Genomic DNA, 15288 nt, shown 5'->3' with positions numbered 1-15288 from the left:
CGAGGGAGGAGGTTACGGGCTCTCACCTGGCCCTACAGTGAAGCGGTGCGCATAGACCGGACCACGTTCCACGACACGGTGCTCGCCGGAGTGGTGGCCGCGGCGTCGGTGGCGCTGTTCGTGCTCTACGCCCCGGACCGGCCCCAGGCGGAGGGCCTGCCGGTCGAGGGCGTGCGGATGCCGGACCCGCTCGGCGGGGTGCTGCTGGTGCTGGCGTGCGTTCCGGTGGCGCTGCGCAGGCGGTGGCCACTGGCGGCCATGTGCGCGGGGCTGGTCCCGGAGACGTTGCTGGCCGTGCTCGGCTACGGGACCGGCATGTCAGGGCTGGCCGGGCTGGTGCTGCTCTACACGGTGGCGTCCTGCCGCGGGCTGGCGGTCGCGCTGGGCGGGCTGCTGATCTCGCTGGCGGCGTACACGCTCGGCGCGCTGGCGGGCCCGGTCAGGGCGGCGAGCTGGAGCGAGCACGTCGTGGTGGCCATGGTGCTGGTGGCGGTGTGGGGCGCGGGCCGGAGCCTGCGGCTGCGCCGGGCGTACCTGGACGAGCTCAAGGACCGGGCCGAACGGCTGGAGCGGGCGCACGCCGCCGACACGAGGGCGGCCAGGGCCGAGGAGCGCTCCCGGATCGCCCGCGAGCTGCACGACGTGGTCGCCCACCACGTGAGCGTGATGACCGTGCAGGCCGCCGCGGCGCGCCGGGTGCTGGCCTCCGATCCCGACCTGGCGCGAGAGGCGCTGTCGGCGATCGAGCACACAGGCCGGATGGCGATGACCGAGATGCGCAACATCGTCGGCGTGCTGCGTACCGATGCCCGGGCCGAGCTGGGCCCGCAGCCCGGCGTGCGGGACCTGCCCGCGCTGGCCGAGCAGATGCGCGAGGCCGGGCTGCCCACGCGGCTGCTGGTGGAGGGGGAGCCGCTGCCGCTGCCTGCCGGCGTCGATCTGGCCGCCTACCGGCTGGTCCAGGAGGGGTTGACGAACAGCCTGCGGCACGCCGGGCCGGGGGCGAAGGCCGTGGTGACCGTCCGCCACGACCCCCATGAGCTGGACGTACGGGTGGAGGACGACGGGCTGGGGGCAGCCGGACTGTCCTCGCGGTCAGGGCACGGTTTGGTGGGGATTCGCGAGCGGGTGGAACTCTATGGTGGAATCCTGAGCATCGGTCCGCTGCCGGGGGGCGGTTTCGAGGTGCGGGCGAGGTTCCCGTTGAAGGACGGACAATGACGATCAGAGTGCTGCTGGTGGACGACCAGCCGCTGCTGCGTACGGGATTTCGCCTGATTCTGGAGGCCGAGCCCGACATCACGGTGGTGGGCCAGGCCGGCGACGGCAAGGACGCGATGGAGCAGACGCGCGCGCTGCTGCCCGACGTGGTCCTCATGGACATCCGCATGCCCGGGGTCGACGGCATCGAGGCGACCCGCAGGATCGTGCGGGAGGCGGCGCCCACGGCGCATGTGCCCAAGGTGCTGGTGCTGACGACGTTCGACCTGGACGAGTACATCGTGGAGGCGCTGCGCTCGGGGGCGTCCGGGTTCCTGCTGAAGGACGTGCCGCCCGATGAGCTGGTGCAGGCGATCCGGGTGGTGGCGGCCGGGGACGCGATCGTCGCGCCGAGTGTGACGCGGCGGCTGCTCGACAGGTTCGCCACGCGGCTTCCCTCGGCCTACGAACAGCCCGCTCCGGCGCGGCTCGACCGGCTGACCGAGCGGGAGCTGGAGGTGCTGCGGCTGATCGCCAAGGGCATGTCCAACGCGGAGATCGCGGCCAAGCTCGTGGTGAGTGAGACGACGGTCAAGACACACGTCGGGAACGTGCTGACCAAGCTGGGACTGCGGGATCGCGTGCAGGCCGTGGTGCTGGCCTATGAGACCGGGCTGATCACCCCGGGCACCTATTCCTGATCCGAGGCGCCGCGCCGGGTGCCCAGCGACCTGAGCAGGGGCCTGGCGCCGCGTGCTCAGTGGCCTGAGCGCGGCCCACGGCCCCCATGCGGCCCGATCAAGGCCCGCGCCGCGGCCGGCGCGGGCGGGCCCGGAAGCCGAGGTCAGGAGGCCTTGGCGGTGGCGGTCGCCGGGGCGTTCTCCGGGAAGTGGCACGCGACGCGGTGCCCGCCGGCCAGTTCCTCCAGCGGCGGCTCGACCTTCTTGCAGATCTCCTGCGCCTTCCAGCACCGCGTGTGGAAGCGGCACGCCGGCGGCGGGTTGAGCGGGCTGGGCACGTCGCCCGTCAGGCGGATGCGCTCGCGTTCCTTGCGTGCCTTCGGGTCCGGCACGGGCACGGCCGACAGCAGGGCGTTCGTGTACGGGTGCATCGGCGAGGCGTAGAGCTGCTTCCGGTCGGCGATCTCGACGATCTTGCCCAGGTACATGACGGCCACCCGGTCGCTGATGTGCCGCACCACCGACAGGTCGTGGGCGATCACGACGTAGGTGAGGTCCAGCTCGTTCTGCAGGTCCTCGAGCAGGTTGACGACCTGGGCCTGGATGGACACGTCGAGCGCGGAGACCGGCTCGTCGGCGATGATCAGCTTGGGTTTGAGCGCGAGCGTGCGGGCGATGCCGATGCGCTGCCGCTGGCCGCCGGAGAACTCGTGCGGGTAGCGGTTGTAGTGCTCGGGGTTGAGCCCGACCAGGGCGAGGATGTCCTGGACTGCCCGCTTGATGCCGTGCTCGGTCTGCACGCCCTGGATGCGGAACGGCGCGCCGACGATGGTGCCGACCGTGTGACGGGGGTTGAGCGACGAGTACGGGTCCTGGAAGATCATCTGCATGTCGCGGCGGAGCGGCCTGAGCTTGCCCTGCCCCATGTGCGTGATGTCCCGGCCCTCGAAGATCACCTTGCCCGCGGTGGGCTCGATGAGGCGGGTGACCAGGCGGCCGGTGGTGGACTTGCCGCAGCCGGACTCCCCCACCAGGCCGAGCGTCTCGCCCTTGAACACGTCGAAGCTGATCCCGTCGACCGCCTTGACGGCCCCGACCTGCCGCTTGAGCAGGCCCTTGGTGACGGGGAAGTGCTTCTCCAAGCCCTGCACGGAAAGCAGCGGCTCTTTCGTCGGCTCGGTCACTGGGTCTCCAGCAGTGGCTTGATCTCGTTCTCCCACAACTCCCGCCGCTCCGTCCTGTCCATGTGGCAGCGCACCAGGTGGCCGCCCTCTGTCTGGAGCAGGCCGGGCGCCTCGGTCTTGGCCTTGCCCCCGGTGCGCTCGGCGTACGGGCAGCGAGGATGGAAGGCGCAGCCCGGCGGCACGTTGATCAGCGACGGCGGGGATCCCTTGATCGGCAGCAGCCGCTCGGTGGGCTCCCGGTCGAGCCGGGGCATCGATCCCAGTAGACCCCATGTGTAGGGGTGCTCGGGACGGTAGAAGATGTCGTCGGCGCTGCCGTACTCGATGCACTTGCCGGCGTACATGACCAGGATGTCGTCGGACAGCTCGGCCACCACGCCGAGGTCGTGGGTGATGATGATCAGCGCGGAGTTGAACTCGCGCTGCAGGTCGACCATGAGGTCGAGGATCTGGGCCTGCACGGTCACGTCGAGCGCGGTGGTCGGCTCGTCGGCGATGAGCAGCTCGGGGTCGCACGACAGCGCCATGGCGATCATGGCGCGCTGGCGCATGCCGCCGGAGAACTCGTGCGGGTAGGAGTCGACGCGGCGCTGCGGCTCGGGGATGCCGACCCGGCCGAGCATGTCGATGGCGTGCTTCTTGGCCACGGCCTTGGTGACCTTGTGGTGGATGCGGTACGCCTCGATGATCTGGTCGCCGACCGTGTAGAACGGGTGCATCGACGACAGCGGGTCCTGGAAGATCATCGACATCTTCTTGCCGCGCAGCCCGCGCACGTGCTCCTGGGAGGCGCCGACGAGCTCCTCGCCGTCGAGCCAGATCTCCCCGGAGATGTTGGCGCCCTTGCCCTTGTGCAGGCCGAGGATGCCGAGGCTGGTGACCGACTTGCCGGAGCCGGACTCGCCGACGATGCCGAGCGTCTTGCCGCGCTCAAGGTCGAACGTCAGCCCGTCGACGGACTTGACCAGGCCGTCGTCGGTCGGAAAGTGGATCTTGAGGTCCTTGACCTGCAGAAAAGCGGTCACGTCAGCCTCACCCTCGGGTCCACGACCGCGTAGAGCAGGTCGACGATCAGGTTGGCGATGATGATGAAGGCGGCCGCGACCAGGGTGACGCCCATCACCTGGGGAAGGTCGTTGCGCTCGATGGCGTCCCTGGCGTACTTGCCGATGCCGGGCAGCGAGAACGTGCTCTCGGTCAGCACGGCGCCGCCGAGCAGCAGGCCCAGGTCCAGGCCGAACATGGTCAGCACCGGGGTGAGCGTGGCTCTCAGCCCGTGTTTGAGCACCACGGCCCGCTCGGGCAGGCCCTTGGCTCTGGCCGTGCGTATGTAGTCCTCGGACATGGTCTCGAGCATGCCCGCCCTGGTGAGCCGGGCGTAGCCGGCGGCGTACAGGAAGGCGAGCGTGATCCAGGGCAGCATCAGGTTGCTGGCCCAGGTGAGCGGGTCCTCGCTGAACGGGACCCAGTCGGCGACGTCACCGACGAGGCCGAGTTGGTCGCGGAAGATGGCCAGCGACACGATGCCGGTGAAGAAGATCGGCAGAGACACGCCGGCCAGGGCGACGCCCATGGAGAGGCGGTCGAAGAAGCTGCCGCGCCGCAGCGCGGACACCACGCCGGTGGCCACGCCGAAGATCACCCACACCACGGCCGCGCCGAGCGCCAGCGACAGGGTGATCGGTATGCGGTCGAGCAGGTCGGGCAGGACCGGGTTCTGCGTGACGTACGAGTAGCCGAGGCAGGGCGCCGGGCACAGCTCGACCCCGGGGCCGTAGTTGCGCTCCACGCCGACGAAGATGCCCTTCACGAACCGCCCGTACTGGACGACCAGCGGGTCGTAGAACCCCAGCCGGATCGCGGTCTCGTGGATGACCTGGTCGTTGGCGGCCTTGCCGACGTACCGGGAGGCGAGGTTGTCAGCGGACATCCCAGCGAGCCGAGGCACGAGGAAGAAGATGGCGAACGTCGCGATGCTCACCACGAAGAGCAGCATGACGGCCGCTATCAACCGTCTGAGAATGTATGTGAACACTGATCTCGGCCATGGCGGCCGGGCCTCGTGAGCCCGGCCGCCGGAGCCTTCACCTGCTTTCGACGTACGTGTCCGGCGAGGCCGCCTGACCTGCTACTTGGTGCCGAGTGTGAGGTACTCGTACATGCCCCAGTTCTGGCTGACGAAGACGTTCTTCAGCGTAGGCGGCCGGTAGAACAGGCCGTGCGCCCAGACGTACGGGAGGATGTACGCGGAGTCCATGACCTCCTTGTCGACCGCCGCCCAGATCGCGTTGCGCTTGGTGGCGTCGGTCTCCGCGGCCGCCTGGTCGATGAGCGTGTCGATCTTGGGGTCCTTCACGCTCAGGTTGGTGTTGCCGGCGTCGCGGATGACGCGGCTGTCCACGATCTGCTGGAAGAAGCCGAAGCCCTCGGGGTAGTCGGCGCCCCAGCCGTAGACCATGAGGCCGAGGTTGTTCTTCTTGGCGAAGTCGGGCTTGCCGGCGTACAGCTTGAAGTAGTCACCCTGCGGGTAACCCTTGATCTCCAGCTTGATGCCGACGCGGCCGAGCGACTGCTGCAGCGACTCGGCGGTCAGCTTTTCGGCGGCGCGCTCGTTGCGGTAGGAGATGGTGGTACTGAAGCCGTTGGGCTGGCCGCAGGCCGTCAGCTCCTCCTTGGCCTTCGCGACGTCGCCGCCCGGGTTGGCCTCGACGCCGTACGGGTCGATCTTCTGGTAGCCGGTCATCTTCGACGGCATGAGGCTCAGCGCGATGTCGCCACCGGCGTCGGGGCCGCCGTAGGCGCCCTGGAGCGCGGAGCGGTCGGCCGCGTACATCACGGCCTTGCGGCAGTGGATGTTGTCGAACGGCTTGACGTCACCGTTGATGTTGGTGAACCAGGTCCGGTCGATCGGGGCCGAGTCGGCGTACTGCTTGACCTTGGGGTCGGTCAGGACCGTCTTGCGGGCGTTGGCCGCGACACCGGTGCTGTTGATCTTGATGTCGATCTTGCCGGACAGCAGACGCTGGTCGAGGTCGTCCTCGTTCTGGCCGAGCAGCACCTCGATGGAGTCGTTGAGCTGCTTGCGGTTGGGGTCGGTGGCCGGGTCCCAGTTGGGGTTCTTCACGAGCTCGATGCGCTTGGTGAGCTCGTGCGACTTGAACATGTAGGGGCCGGTCGAGACCGGGTGCTCCTTGTACTTCGAGCCGGTGTCCTTGGCCGCGGGCACGGGGGCCGTCTGCGGGAGCATGGCGAAGTAGTCGAAGCCGCCGTAGGCCTTCTTCAGGTGGAAGACCACGGTGTAGTCGTCAGGCGTCTCGACGGCCTTGAAGTCGTCGAGCTTGTCCTTCATCTTGTACGGGCCGGTGTAGCCCTGCAGGTCGAGCCAGTCGTTGAAGTAGGTCGGGCCGCTGGGCAGGATGTCCTTGTCCAGGGAGCGGGCCACGGCGTACTTGACGTCCTTGGAGGTGACGGGGCTGCCGTCCTCGAACTTGATGCCCTTGCGCAGCTTGTACGTCCACGTCTTGCCGCCGTCGCTGGGCTTGCCCAGGTCCTCGGCCAGGTCGCCGACGAGCTGCAGGCCCTCCTCGCCCGGCACCGGCTTGAACATGGTCAGCGCGCGCGTGTAGAAGCGGGAGAAGTTCCAGGCGTAGCCGTAGTACTGGTCTCCCGGGTCGACCGAGTCGAAGTCGCCGGGCATGCCCATGTGGAGCGTGCCGCCGGTCTTGTCCGACGGGTTGACGACCTGCGTGACGCCCGCGTTGTACTGGCTGGCGGGCTTGTCGTCACTTCCGCTGCCGCCGGTGCTCTTGCTGCCGCCACCGCCGCCGCACGCGGACACGACCACGGCGAGAGTGGCGGTCATCGCCACCGCCGACGCCTTTGATCTTATCTTCATCGACCTGACACACCCCTTGTATCTAGGAGTTGAGAACTTGCTGAAAACTCACGAGGTCTATCGGGCCTTGGGATCGAAGGCGTCCCTGAGGCCGTCACCGAGCAGGTTGAACGCCAGCACGGTGATGAAGATCGCGAGACCGGGGAAGATCATGAAGTTGGGCGCCACCTGGTAGTTGTGGACGGCGTCCGACAGCATGCCTCCCCACGTGGGAGTCGGCGGCCGTACACCCACGCCGAGGAAGGACAGCGCGGCCTCGAACAGGATGTTCGAGGGGATCAGCAGCGTCGAGTAGACGAGGATCGGCGCCAGGAGGTTCGGCAGGATCTCCTTGAACAGGATGGTGTGGTTGCGCGCGCCCAGGCTCCTGGACGCGTCGACGAACTCCCGTTCCCGGAGAGACAGCGTCTGACCTCGGATGATACGCCCGATATAGGGCCAGTTGAAAAACCCGATGATGAACACCAGCAGGCTGATCCTGAGCGAGTCGCCCGACAGGCCGAACGCCGTGTCGGGGATGACGCCGGCCAGCGCCAGCGCGAACACCAGCAGCGGGAAGGCCAGGAAGATGTCCATGAGGCGGCTGATGACGGTGTCGACCCAGCCGCCGAAGAAGCCGGCGATCATGCCGAGCACGGTGCCGAGCACGACGCAGAGCAGGGTCGCGAAGAACGCGATCAGCAGTGAGATGCGGGCTCCGTACAGGACGCGGCTGAACAGGTCGCGGCCCGAGTCCGGCTCCACGCCGAACAGGAAGTCCTTGCTGATGCCCCCGAAGGTGCCCAGCGGCGCTCCGATGGAGGGGTCGAGCTTCTCCCGGTGCCACTCCGCCGGCGGGTGCCCGAACCACGACACCAGCAGCGGGGCGAAGATCGCGACGAGGATGAGCAGCAGGATGACGATGCCGCCGACCATCGCGATGCGGTCGCGCCGCAGGCGCATCCAGGCGATCTGCCCCAGGGAACGGCCCCGGATGACTGAAGACCCCGCTCCCTCAAGAACGGTCTCCGGCCCGGCTTCGACTTCCGAGCCCGGAATATCGAGCGGTGCGGTCATGCCAGTAAGCCCCCTGGATTCCAGACGACGTCGTCCGTGTCGGCGCGGTCCCGGTCAGGGTAGTGCGCCCATGCTTGCATGGACCGCGTGTCGCGGCCCCAGGAGGCAGAATCTATGGCCTGAGCTGCTGTGACTAGTCCCTCTGTGCCCTATGTGGCTCAACTGTGATTGACCAGAAACTCATTCGTATCGATCTTGAGGAGAATGTCTACGAGTCGTCCCGGTTGCGTCTCAGAACTGTGACAGAGCTGAGTTTTGCCGTGCTTTCAGCCGATGCCGCGGCGCTTGAGCAGCTCTTCGATGTCGGAGAAGTCGTCGTCGCCCTTCGGTTTCTGCTGCGCGGCGACGGCGGGCCGCTGCGGTTTGGTGGGCGCCTTGTTCGCTGAAGGCGGAATTTCCGTAGCCTCGCCGGTGGTCTTCTTCCGTACGGTCGACAGCTTCCTGCCGCGGATGACGCCCGACACGACGAACAGCACCGCGGACAGCCCGGCCACGGCGATGCCCGCCCAGACCAGCGGGTTGAGCACGAGCCCGGTGACGAAGCCGACGACGGTCGCACCGATGGTCCACAGCGCCTGCAGCGCCCCCGTCAGGTAGGCGGCCACCGGCAGCAACGCCCACGCCGCCACCCGCATACCCGCGGCCACTCCCCTGCGCCTGAAGGCCAGGAAGCTGAGCCCCAGGCCGAGCGCGGTCACGCCCGCGCACAGCGGCAACCACAACGCCGCGAGCTGTTCGTACATCACGTCGCCCCTCGTATCGACTACGTCTTCCATCCTGGCACGCGAAACGCGAGCCGCCCCTCCTCCGCGAGGACCACTTGCCCCCTAGGGGACGATGATCGCCGCGGCCGATGCGTCACCGGTTGAGGAGCGGGCGCATGGGCTGTGCTCAGGGCCGCCGTCCGTGCGCACCCGCGCCGCCTCCGCCCCTTCCGGCGCCGGCGGACGGCGTCGCGCTCCAGCTCGTACGTGGTGGGGCGCAGCGGCGCGGACGCGGATGTGGAGCTGCGGCGTCAGATGCGGTGCGGCGCGATGCAGAGGCGGCGAGGCGCGCGTGCCGGTGCCGGGCGTTTCGGCGGCCCGCTTGCGGCTTGGGCGGCGCACGCGGTCCTGCGGCGGCGCGCAGGGCGTGCGGCCCACGGACGGCGGCCCACGGACGGGCGGTGCGGCAGGCGAGTGGCTGGAGCGCGCGCGGGTCCGCGGTGCCAGCTGTGAGCGTGACGGGCGCGACGAGGCGCCAGCCCTGAGCGTGACCAGCGCGACGAGGCCCCTGGTGTGAGCGTGGCGGTGTGCCAGGGATGAGCGTGGCGGGGTGCCAGGCGTGAGCGTGGTGGCGGGACCGGGTTCAGACCGTGATGAGGGCGCGCAGGTCGGCGACGCCGAGAAGCTCCAGCGACGGGACCACCAGGCGGCCGGGCGCGGGGTCGATGGCCAGCAGGCTCGGGACCGCCACCACCGCGCAGCCCGCCGCCGTGGCGGCCGCGACGCCGTTGGGCGAGTCCTCCAGCACCACGCACCGCACCGGCTCCACTCCCAGCAGCCGCGCGGCCGTCAGGTACGGCTCCGGGTCCGGCTTGGTGCGTACGACGTCGTCGGCCGTGACCACCACGTCGAACCGGTCACGCCCCACACCCTTCAGCACCGCGTCCGCGATCTCCTTCAGCGACGAGGTGACCAGCCCCACGGGCACGTCCTCGGCCCGCAGCGCGTCGAGCAGCTCGCCGGCCCCGGGCATGACGTGGACGCCCGCCGACAGGCGCCGCACCATCCCGCCGGTCATCCACTCCCGTACGGTCTCGACGGGCACGTCGGACCCCGACACGGCCAGCATGTAGTCGACCGTGCGCTCCATCGACCCGCCCAGCAGGTGGGCCTGGTGGGTGGGCGTCCACGGGGCGCCGAGCCGGGCCATCACGTCCGTCTCGATCTCCAGCCAGACCCGCTCGCTGTCGACCAGCAGCCCGTCCATGTCGAAGAAGACCGCTTCCACAACCGCCCCCGATCAGTAGTGCTTCCCGGCCCACCGGTGAACGGCGAGCGCCCTCGGCGCCGGACACCCGGCACCGGGCACCCGGCACCCGGCACCGGGCACCCCGCCATTCTCCCCGCCCGCCGGTGAACGGCGGGCGAGCGGCGCGGGCCGGCGGGTCAGACGTTGAAGTATTTCGCCTCGGGATGGTGGGCGACCAGCGCGGAGGTGGCCTGCTCGGGGTGGAGCTGGAACTCCTCCGACAGCGTCACCCCGATGCGCTCGGGGTCGAGCAGCTCGAACAGCTGCTTCTGGTCCTCCAGGTTGGGGCAGGCGGGGTAGCCGAACGAGTAGCGGCAGCCCTGGATGTTGACCTTGAGCATGTCGTCGAGCGACTCCTCGCCGCCGATCCCCCACTCCGAGCGCACCCTGGCGTGCCAGTATTCGGCCAGCGCCTCGGTGAGCTGCACCGACAGGCCGTGCAGCTCGAGGTAGTCGCGGTAGGCGTCCTTGGCGAACAGCTCGGCCGTGGCCTCGGAGATCTTCGAGCCCATGGTGGCCACCTGGAAGCCGACCACGTCGACCTCGCCGGAGTCCTTGGCCCGGAAGAAGTCGGACAGGCACAGGTGGCGGTCGCGGCGCTGGCGCGGGAACGTGAAGCGGGTGCGCTCGCCGCCGTTCTCGTCCAGGATGATCAGCGAGTCGCCCTCGGAGACGCACGGGAAGTAGCCGTAGACGACGGCCGCCTCCAGCAGGCCCTCGGTCTGGATGCGGTCGAGCCACATGCGCAGCCGCGGCCGCCCCTCGGTCTCGACCAGCTCCTCGTAGTCGGGGCCGCTGCCGCCCCTGGTGGGCTTGAGGCCCCACTGGCCGAGGAACAGGGCCCGCTCGTCGAGGAAGGCGGCGTACTCGGTCAGCGAGATGCCCTTGACCACGCGGTCGCCGTGGAAGGGCGCCGTGGGGACGGGGTTGTCGGCGGCCACGTCGGAGCGGGCGGGCAGCTCCTCGACTGGGGTGCGCTGCAGCACCGCGCCGGTCTTGACGCGCCGCTCGCGCAGCGGCGGCAGCGTCGCGCCCTTGACGCCGCGCTTGACCGCCATGAACGCGTCCATCAGCCGCAGCCCCTCGAACGCGTCGCGCGCGTAACGCACCTCGCCCGCGAAGAGCTCGGCCAGGTCCTGCTCGACGTAGGCCCGGGTCAGGGCGGCGCCGCCGAGCAGGACGGGGTATCTCTCCGACAGGCCCCTGGAGTTCATCTCCTCCAGGTTCTCCTTCATGATGACCGTCGACTTCACCAGCAGCCCGGACATGCCGATGACGTCGGCCTTCTGTTCGTCGGCGGCCTCCAGGATGGCCGAGACCGGCTGCTTGATGCCGAGGTTGACCACCTGGTAGCCGTTGTTGGACAGGATGATGTCGACGAGGTTCTTGCCGATGTCGTGCACGTCGCCCTTGACGGTGGCCAGCACGATGCGGCCCTTCGTCTCGCCTTCGACGCGGTCCATGTGGGGCTCGAGATAGGCGACGGCGGTCTTCATCACCTCGGCCGACTGCAGCACGAACGGCAGCTGCATCTGCCCCGACCCGAACAGCTCGCCCACGGTCTTCATGCCGTCGAGCAGCACGTCGTTGATGATCTCGAGGGCCGGCCGCTGGTCCAGCGCGGTGTCGAGGTCGGCCTCGAGGCCCTTGCGCTCGCCGTCGATGATGCGCCGCTTGAGCCGCTCCCACAGCGGCAGCGCGGCGAGCTCCTCGGCCTTGCCCGCGCGCATGGCGGCCGCGTCGACGCCCTCGAACAGCTCCATGAAGCGCTGCAGCGGGTCGTAGCCCTCGCGGCGCCGGTCGTAGACCATGTCAAGGGCGACCTGGCGCTGCTCGTCGGGGATGCGGGCCATCGGCAGGATCTTGGAGGCGTGCACGATGGCGGAGTCGAGCCCGGCGTTGACGCACTCGTTGAGGAACACCGAGTTGAGGACCATGCGGGCAGCCGGGTTGAGGCCGAAGCTGATGTTGGACAGGCCCAGCGTGGTCTGCACGCCCGGGTAGCGCCGCTTGAGCTCGCGGATGGCCTCGATGGTCTCCAGGCCGTCGCGCCTGGTCTCCTCCTGGCCGGTGGCGATGGGGAAGGTCAGGCAGTCGACGATGATGTCCTCGACCCGCATGCCCCAGTTGGTGGTCAGGTCCTCCACCAGACGGCTGGCCACGCGTACCTTCCACTCGGCGGTGCGGGCCTGGCCCTCCTCGTCGATGGTCAGCGCGACGACGGCCGAGCCGTGCTCGTGCACGAGGCGCATGATCTTCTGGAAGCGGGAGTCGGGGCCGTCGCCGTCCTCGTAGTTGACGGAGTTGACCGCGGCGCGGCCGCCGAGCATCTCGAGGCCGGCCTGCAGCACGGCGGGCTCGGTCGAGTCGAGCATGATCGGCAGCGTGGACGCGGTGGCGAACCGGAACGCCAGCTCCTTCATGTCGGCCACGCCGTCGCGGCCGACGTAGTCGACGCACAGGTCGAGCATGTGGGCGCCGTCGCGGGCCTGGTCGCGGGCCGTCTCGACGCAGTCGTCCCAGTGGCCCGCCAGCATGGCCTCGCGGAAGGCCTTGGAGCCGTTGGTGTTGCAGCGCTCGCCGATGGCCAGGTAGGAGGTGTCCTGCCGGAACGGCACCGTCTGGTAGAGCGAGGAGGCGCCCGGCTCAGGGTGCGGGCGGCGCGGCGCGACCTGCTTGCCGCGCACCCGCTCGACCACCTGGCGCAGGTGCTCGGGCGTGGTGCCGCAGCACCCGCCGACCAGGGACAGGCCGTAGTCGCGGGTGAAGGTGTCGTGCGCGTCGGCCAGCTCCTGCGCCGACAGCGGATAGTACGCGCCGTCGGCCGTCAGCACCGGCAGCCCGGCGTTGGGCATGCAGGAGAGCTTGAGCCGGGAGTGGCGGGCGAGGTAGCGCAGGTGCTCGCTCATCTCGGCGGGGCCGGTCGCGCAGTTGAGGCCCACGATGTCGACGCCGAGCGGCTCGATCGCGGTCAGCGCGGCGCCGATCTCGGAGCCGAGCAGCATGGCGCCGTTGGTCTCGATGGTCACCTGGGCGATGATCGGGATGTCGCGGCCGGAGTCCTCGATGGCCCGCCTGGCGCCGACGACGGCGGCCTTGACCTGGAGCAGGTCCTGGCAGGTCTCGATGATCAGCGCGTCGGCGCCGCCCGCGATCAGGCCCGCCGCGTTGTCACGGTAGGCGTCGCGCAGGCTCGCGTACGGCAGGTGGCCGAGTGTGGGGAGCTTGGTGCCGGGACCCATGGAGCCGAGGACGAAGCGCGGCTGGTCAGGCGTGGACCAGTGGTCGGCGGCCTCGCGGGCGATCCTGGCACCCGCCTCGGAGTACTCGAAGACGCGGTCGGGGATGTCGTACTCGCCGAGCGCGGCGAGGTTGGCGCCGAACGTGTTGGTCTCGACGCAGTCGACGCCGACGGCGAAGTAGGCGTCGTGGACGCCGCGCACGATGTCGGGCCTGGTGACGTTGAGCACCTCGTTGCAGCCCTCGTGGCCGTGGAAGTCGTCGAGTGTCGGGTCCTGGGCCTGCAGCATCGTGCCCATCGCCCCGTCGGCCACGATGACGCGCTGGGACAACACTTCGCGGAAGGACGAGGAGATGCTCATGGGGTAGAGCTTATCGGGTGCGCCTCGAGCGCCACTCGCAAGCGGCTCGCACACGCGTTCAGGCGCCGCGGACCGCGGACCCGCGCGCTATCGTTCGGCGGGCGCCTCCGACGTCGTGCTGGCGGCCGAGCGGAGACGCCGTGGACGTGCTCGTCTCGCTGGCCGCCAGGCACCGCGCCGACCTGCTCGTGGTGGGGAACCGCGGGCTCAACAGCGTCTTCGGTTCTCTGTGTTTACCTGAGTAAAACGGACATCAGCGTGGCCTCGTCGCATGCAGGCCGAGGCCGGGAATAGATCCGGTGGAAGCCGATGCCGCGTCCGTCCGGTGAGCCGGGCGGACCGTGGGTGAGAGCCGCGTTGTCGGGGCCTGACTCCGCATTCCTGGAGGGAGTGCGGCTCTTGGGCCACCGCCCCGCCGGACGCTGTCCCGCTGGTGCGGACACCAATGGGGGCGGGGACCGGGCGCCAGTCGGGCACCCGGCTGTGACTGAACATTACCATCCGATTACCTGCAGTCGCAGTCGATCAGGCCAGAAAAGCCGATCACCACGGGGCGCGGGTGCGGGGCCCGTGACGTCGGTCCGGGGCGCCGCTGACGCGGGCCCGCGCGGGTGCGAGCCCCGCGAGCCCCATCGGGTGTGTACCGCTGCCCTCGCCGGGGGACGAAAGGCGGCGGCGCGGCACGCGGGCGCGCCCGGCAGGGCGGGGCCCAGGTTCGCGGAGAGATCGGTGACGCTGACTCCTCCTGACCGCATAGGCTTAGCGAGACGATGGAGAGAGGAGGCGACACGTGATCGAGTTCGACAGGATCCCCGAGCTCGTGGACCCGGTGCTCATAGCCGCGTTCGAGGGGTGGAACGACGCGGGTGAGGCTTCCAGCGGTGTGATCGCCCATCTCGAGTCGGCGTGGAAGGCCGAGCCGCTGATCGCGCTCGACCCCGACGACTACTACGACTTCCAGGTGACCCGGCCCGTGGTGGAGATGAACGACGGGCTGACGCGGTCGATCGTGTGGCCGACCACCCGGCTGCTGCGCGCCCGCCCGCCGGGCCTGGAGCGCGACGTCGTGCTGCTGCGCGGCATCGAGCCCAACATGCGCTGGCGCTCGTTCTGCGCCGACATCATCGAGGTCTGCCGCGAGGTGGGCGTCGAGCTGGCCGTGATGCTGGGCGCGCTGCTCAACGACTCCCCGCACACCCGGCCGGTGCCGATCCTCGGGAGCGCGACGGACGCGGGGCTCGCGCGCTCGACCAACCTCGAGCTGAGCCGCTACGAGGGCCCGACGGGCATCGTCGGGGTGCTGCAGCACGCGTTCGGCGAGGCGGGGCTCGACGCCGTCTCGCTGTGGGCGTCGGTGCCGCACTACGTCGCCCAGCCGCCCAACCCGAAGGCGACGCTGGCGCTGCTGCGCCGCCTGGAGGACCTGCTGGAGATCCCGATGCCTCTGGGCGACCTCGACGAGGAGGCCCGCGCGTGGGAGCGCGGCGTCGACGAGCTGGCCTCGCAGGACAGTGAGGTCGCCGAGTACGTCAAGGAGCTGGAGGAGCGCAAGGACGCCGCCGAGCTGCCCGAGGCCAGCGGCGACGCGATCGCGGCCGAGTTCGAGCGTTACCTCAGGCGCAGAGATCGCGATACTGACAGCTAACGCTCAGCGATAA

Annotated in this window: 11 protein-coding genes; 3 read left to right on the top strand and 8 right to left on the bottom strand. The window is 69.6% G+C overall.

Going from position 1 to position 15288, the window contains the following annotated elements; genetic code table 11:
- Both AB0J64_RS18620 and AB0J64_RS18615 read left to right on the top strand, forming a co-directional pair.
- The coding region (locus tag AB0J64_RS18620) for a sensor histidine kinase (protein ID WP_364028177.1) at positions 1–1221 on the top strand (1221 nt) is incomplete at its 5' end.
- On the top strand, positions 1218–1901 hold the full coding sequence (locus tag AB0J64_RS18615; RefSeq protein ID WP_344995576.1) for a response regulator transcription factor: 684 nt from the start codon (positions 1218–1220) through the stop codon (positions 1899–1901). The genes AB0J64_RS18620 and AB0J64_RS18615, both read left to right, overlap by 4 nt.
- 143 nt (positions 1902–2044) lie before the next feature.
- Here AB0J64_RS18615 and AB0J64_RS18610 read toward each other — a convergent pair whose 3' ends face one another.
- From AB0J64_RS18610 to metH, 8 genes are all read right to left on the bottom strand, one after another.
- The gene (locus AB0J64_RS18610; RefSeq protein ID WP_364028174.1) at positions 2045–3064 is read right to left on the bottom strand and encodes a dipeptide ABC transporter ATP-binding protein; all 1020 of its coding nucleotides are present in this window, start codon (positions 3062–3064) and stop codon (positions 2045–2047) included.
- Complete coding sequence (locus AB0J64_RS18605; protein WP_364028172.1) at positions 3061–4089, bottom strand: ABC transporter ATP-binding protein; 1029 nt, start codon at positions 4087–4089, stop codon at positions 3061–3063. Before AB0J64_RS18605 ends, AB0J64_RS18610 begins: the two co-directional genes overlap by 4 nt.
- Positions 4086–5099 carry an ABC transporter permease gene (locus AB0J64_RS18600; protein WP_344995570.1) on the bottom strand — a complete coding sequence of 338 codons (1014 nt, stop codon included), beginning with the start codon at positions 5097–5099 and terminating at the stop codon, positions 4086–4088. The genes AB0J64_RS18605 and AB0J64_RS18600 overlap by 4 nt, the downstream gene beginning before the upstream one ends.
- A 93-nt stretch (positions 5100–5192) precedes the next feature.
- Positions 5193–6959, bottom strand: coding sequence for an ABC transporter substrate-binding protein (locus AB0J64_RS18595; protein ID WP_364028170.1), 1767 nt, complete (start codon positions 6957–6959; stop codon positions 5193–5195).
- Between the two features lie 57 nt (positions 6960–7016).
- Positions 7017–8015: an ABC transporter permease gene (locus AB0J64_RS18590; protein ID WP_364028168.1), complete on the bottom strand. Its 999-nt coding sequence runs from the start codon at positions 8013–8015 to the stop codon at positions 7017–7019.
- 266 nt (positions 8016–8281) lie between these two features.
- Positions 8282–8791: a cellulose synthase gene (locus tag AB0J64_RS18585; protein ID WP_364028166.1), complete on the bottom strand. Its 510-nt coding sequence runs from the start codon at positions 8789–8791 to the stop codon at positions 8282–8284.
- 571 nt (positions 8792–9362) lie between these two features.
- Positions 9363–10007 carry an HAD family phosphatase gene (locus AB0J64_RS18580; protein ID WP_364028164.1) on the bottom strand — a complete coding sequence of 215 codons (645 nt, stop codon included), beginning with the start codon at positions 10005–10007 and terminating at the stop codon, positions 9363–9365.
- 158 nt (positions 10008–10165) lie between these two features.
- A complete protein-coding gene (gene metH / locus AB0J64_RS18575) occupies positions 10166–13630 on the bottom strand; it encodes a methionine synthase (protein WP_364028162.1) in 3465 nt (1154 codons plus the stop codon).
- A gap of 790 nt (positions 13631–14420) precedes the next feature.
- On the opposite strand from metH, the gene AB0J64_RS18570 reads away from it, so the two are divergent.
- Positions 14421–15275, top strand: a complete 855-nt coding sequence (locus tag AB0J64_RS18570; RefSeq protein ID WP_364028160.1) for a PAC2 family protein — start codon at positions 14421–14423, stop codon at positions 15273–15275.
- The last annotated feature ends 13 nt before the right edge of the window (positions 15276–15288 follow it).

The sequence above is a fragment of the Nonomuraea sp. NPDC049695 genome, from assembly GCF_040674955.1.
GTDB classification, from domain to species: Bacteria; Actinomycetota; Actinomycetes; order Streptosporangiales; family Streptosporangiaceae; genus Nonomuraea; species Nonomuraea helvata.
This window is presented reverse-complemented; position numbering and strand designations above follow the sequence as displayed.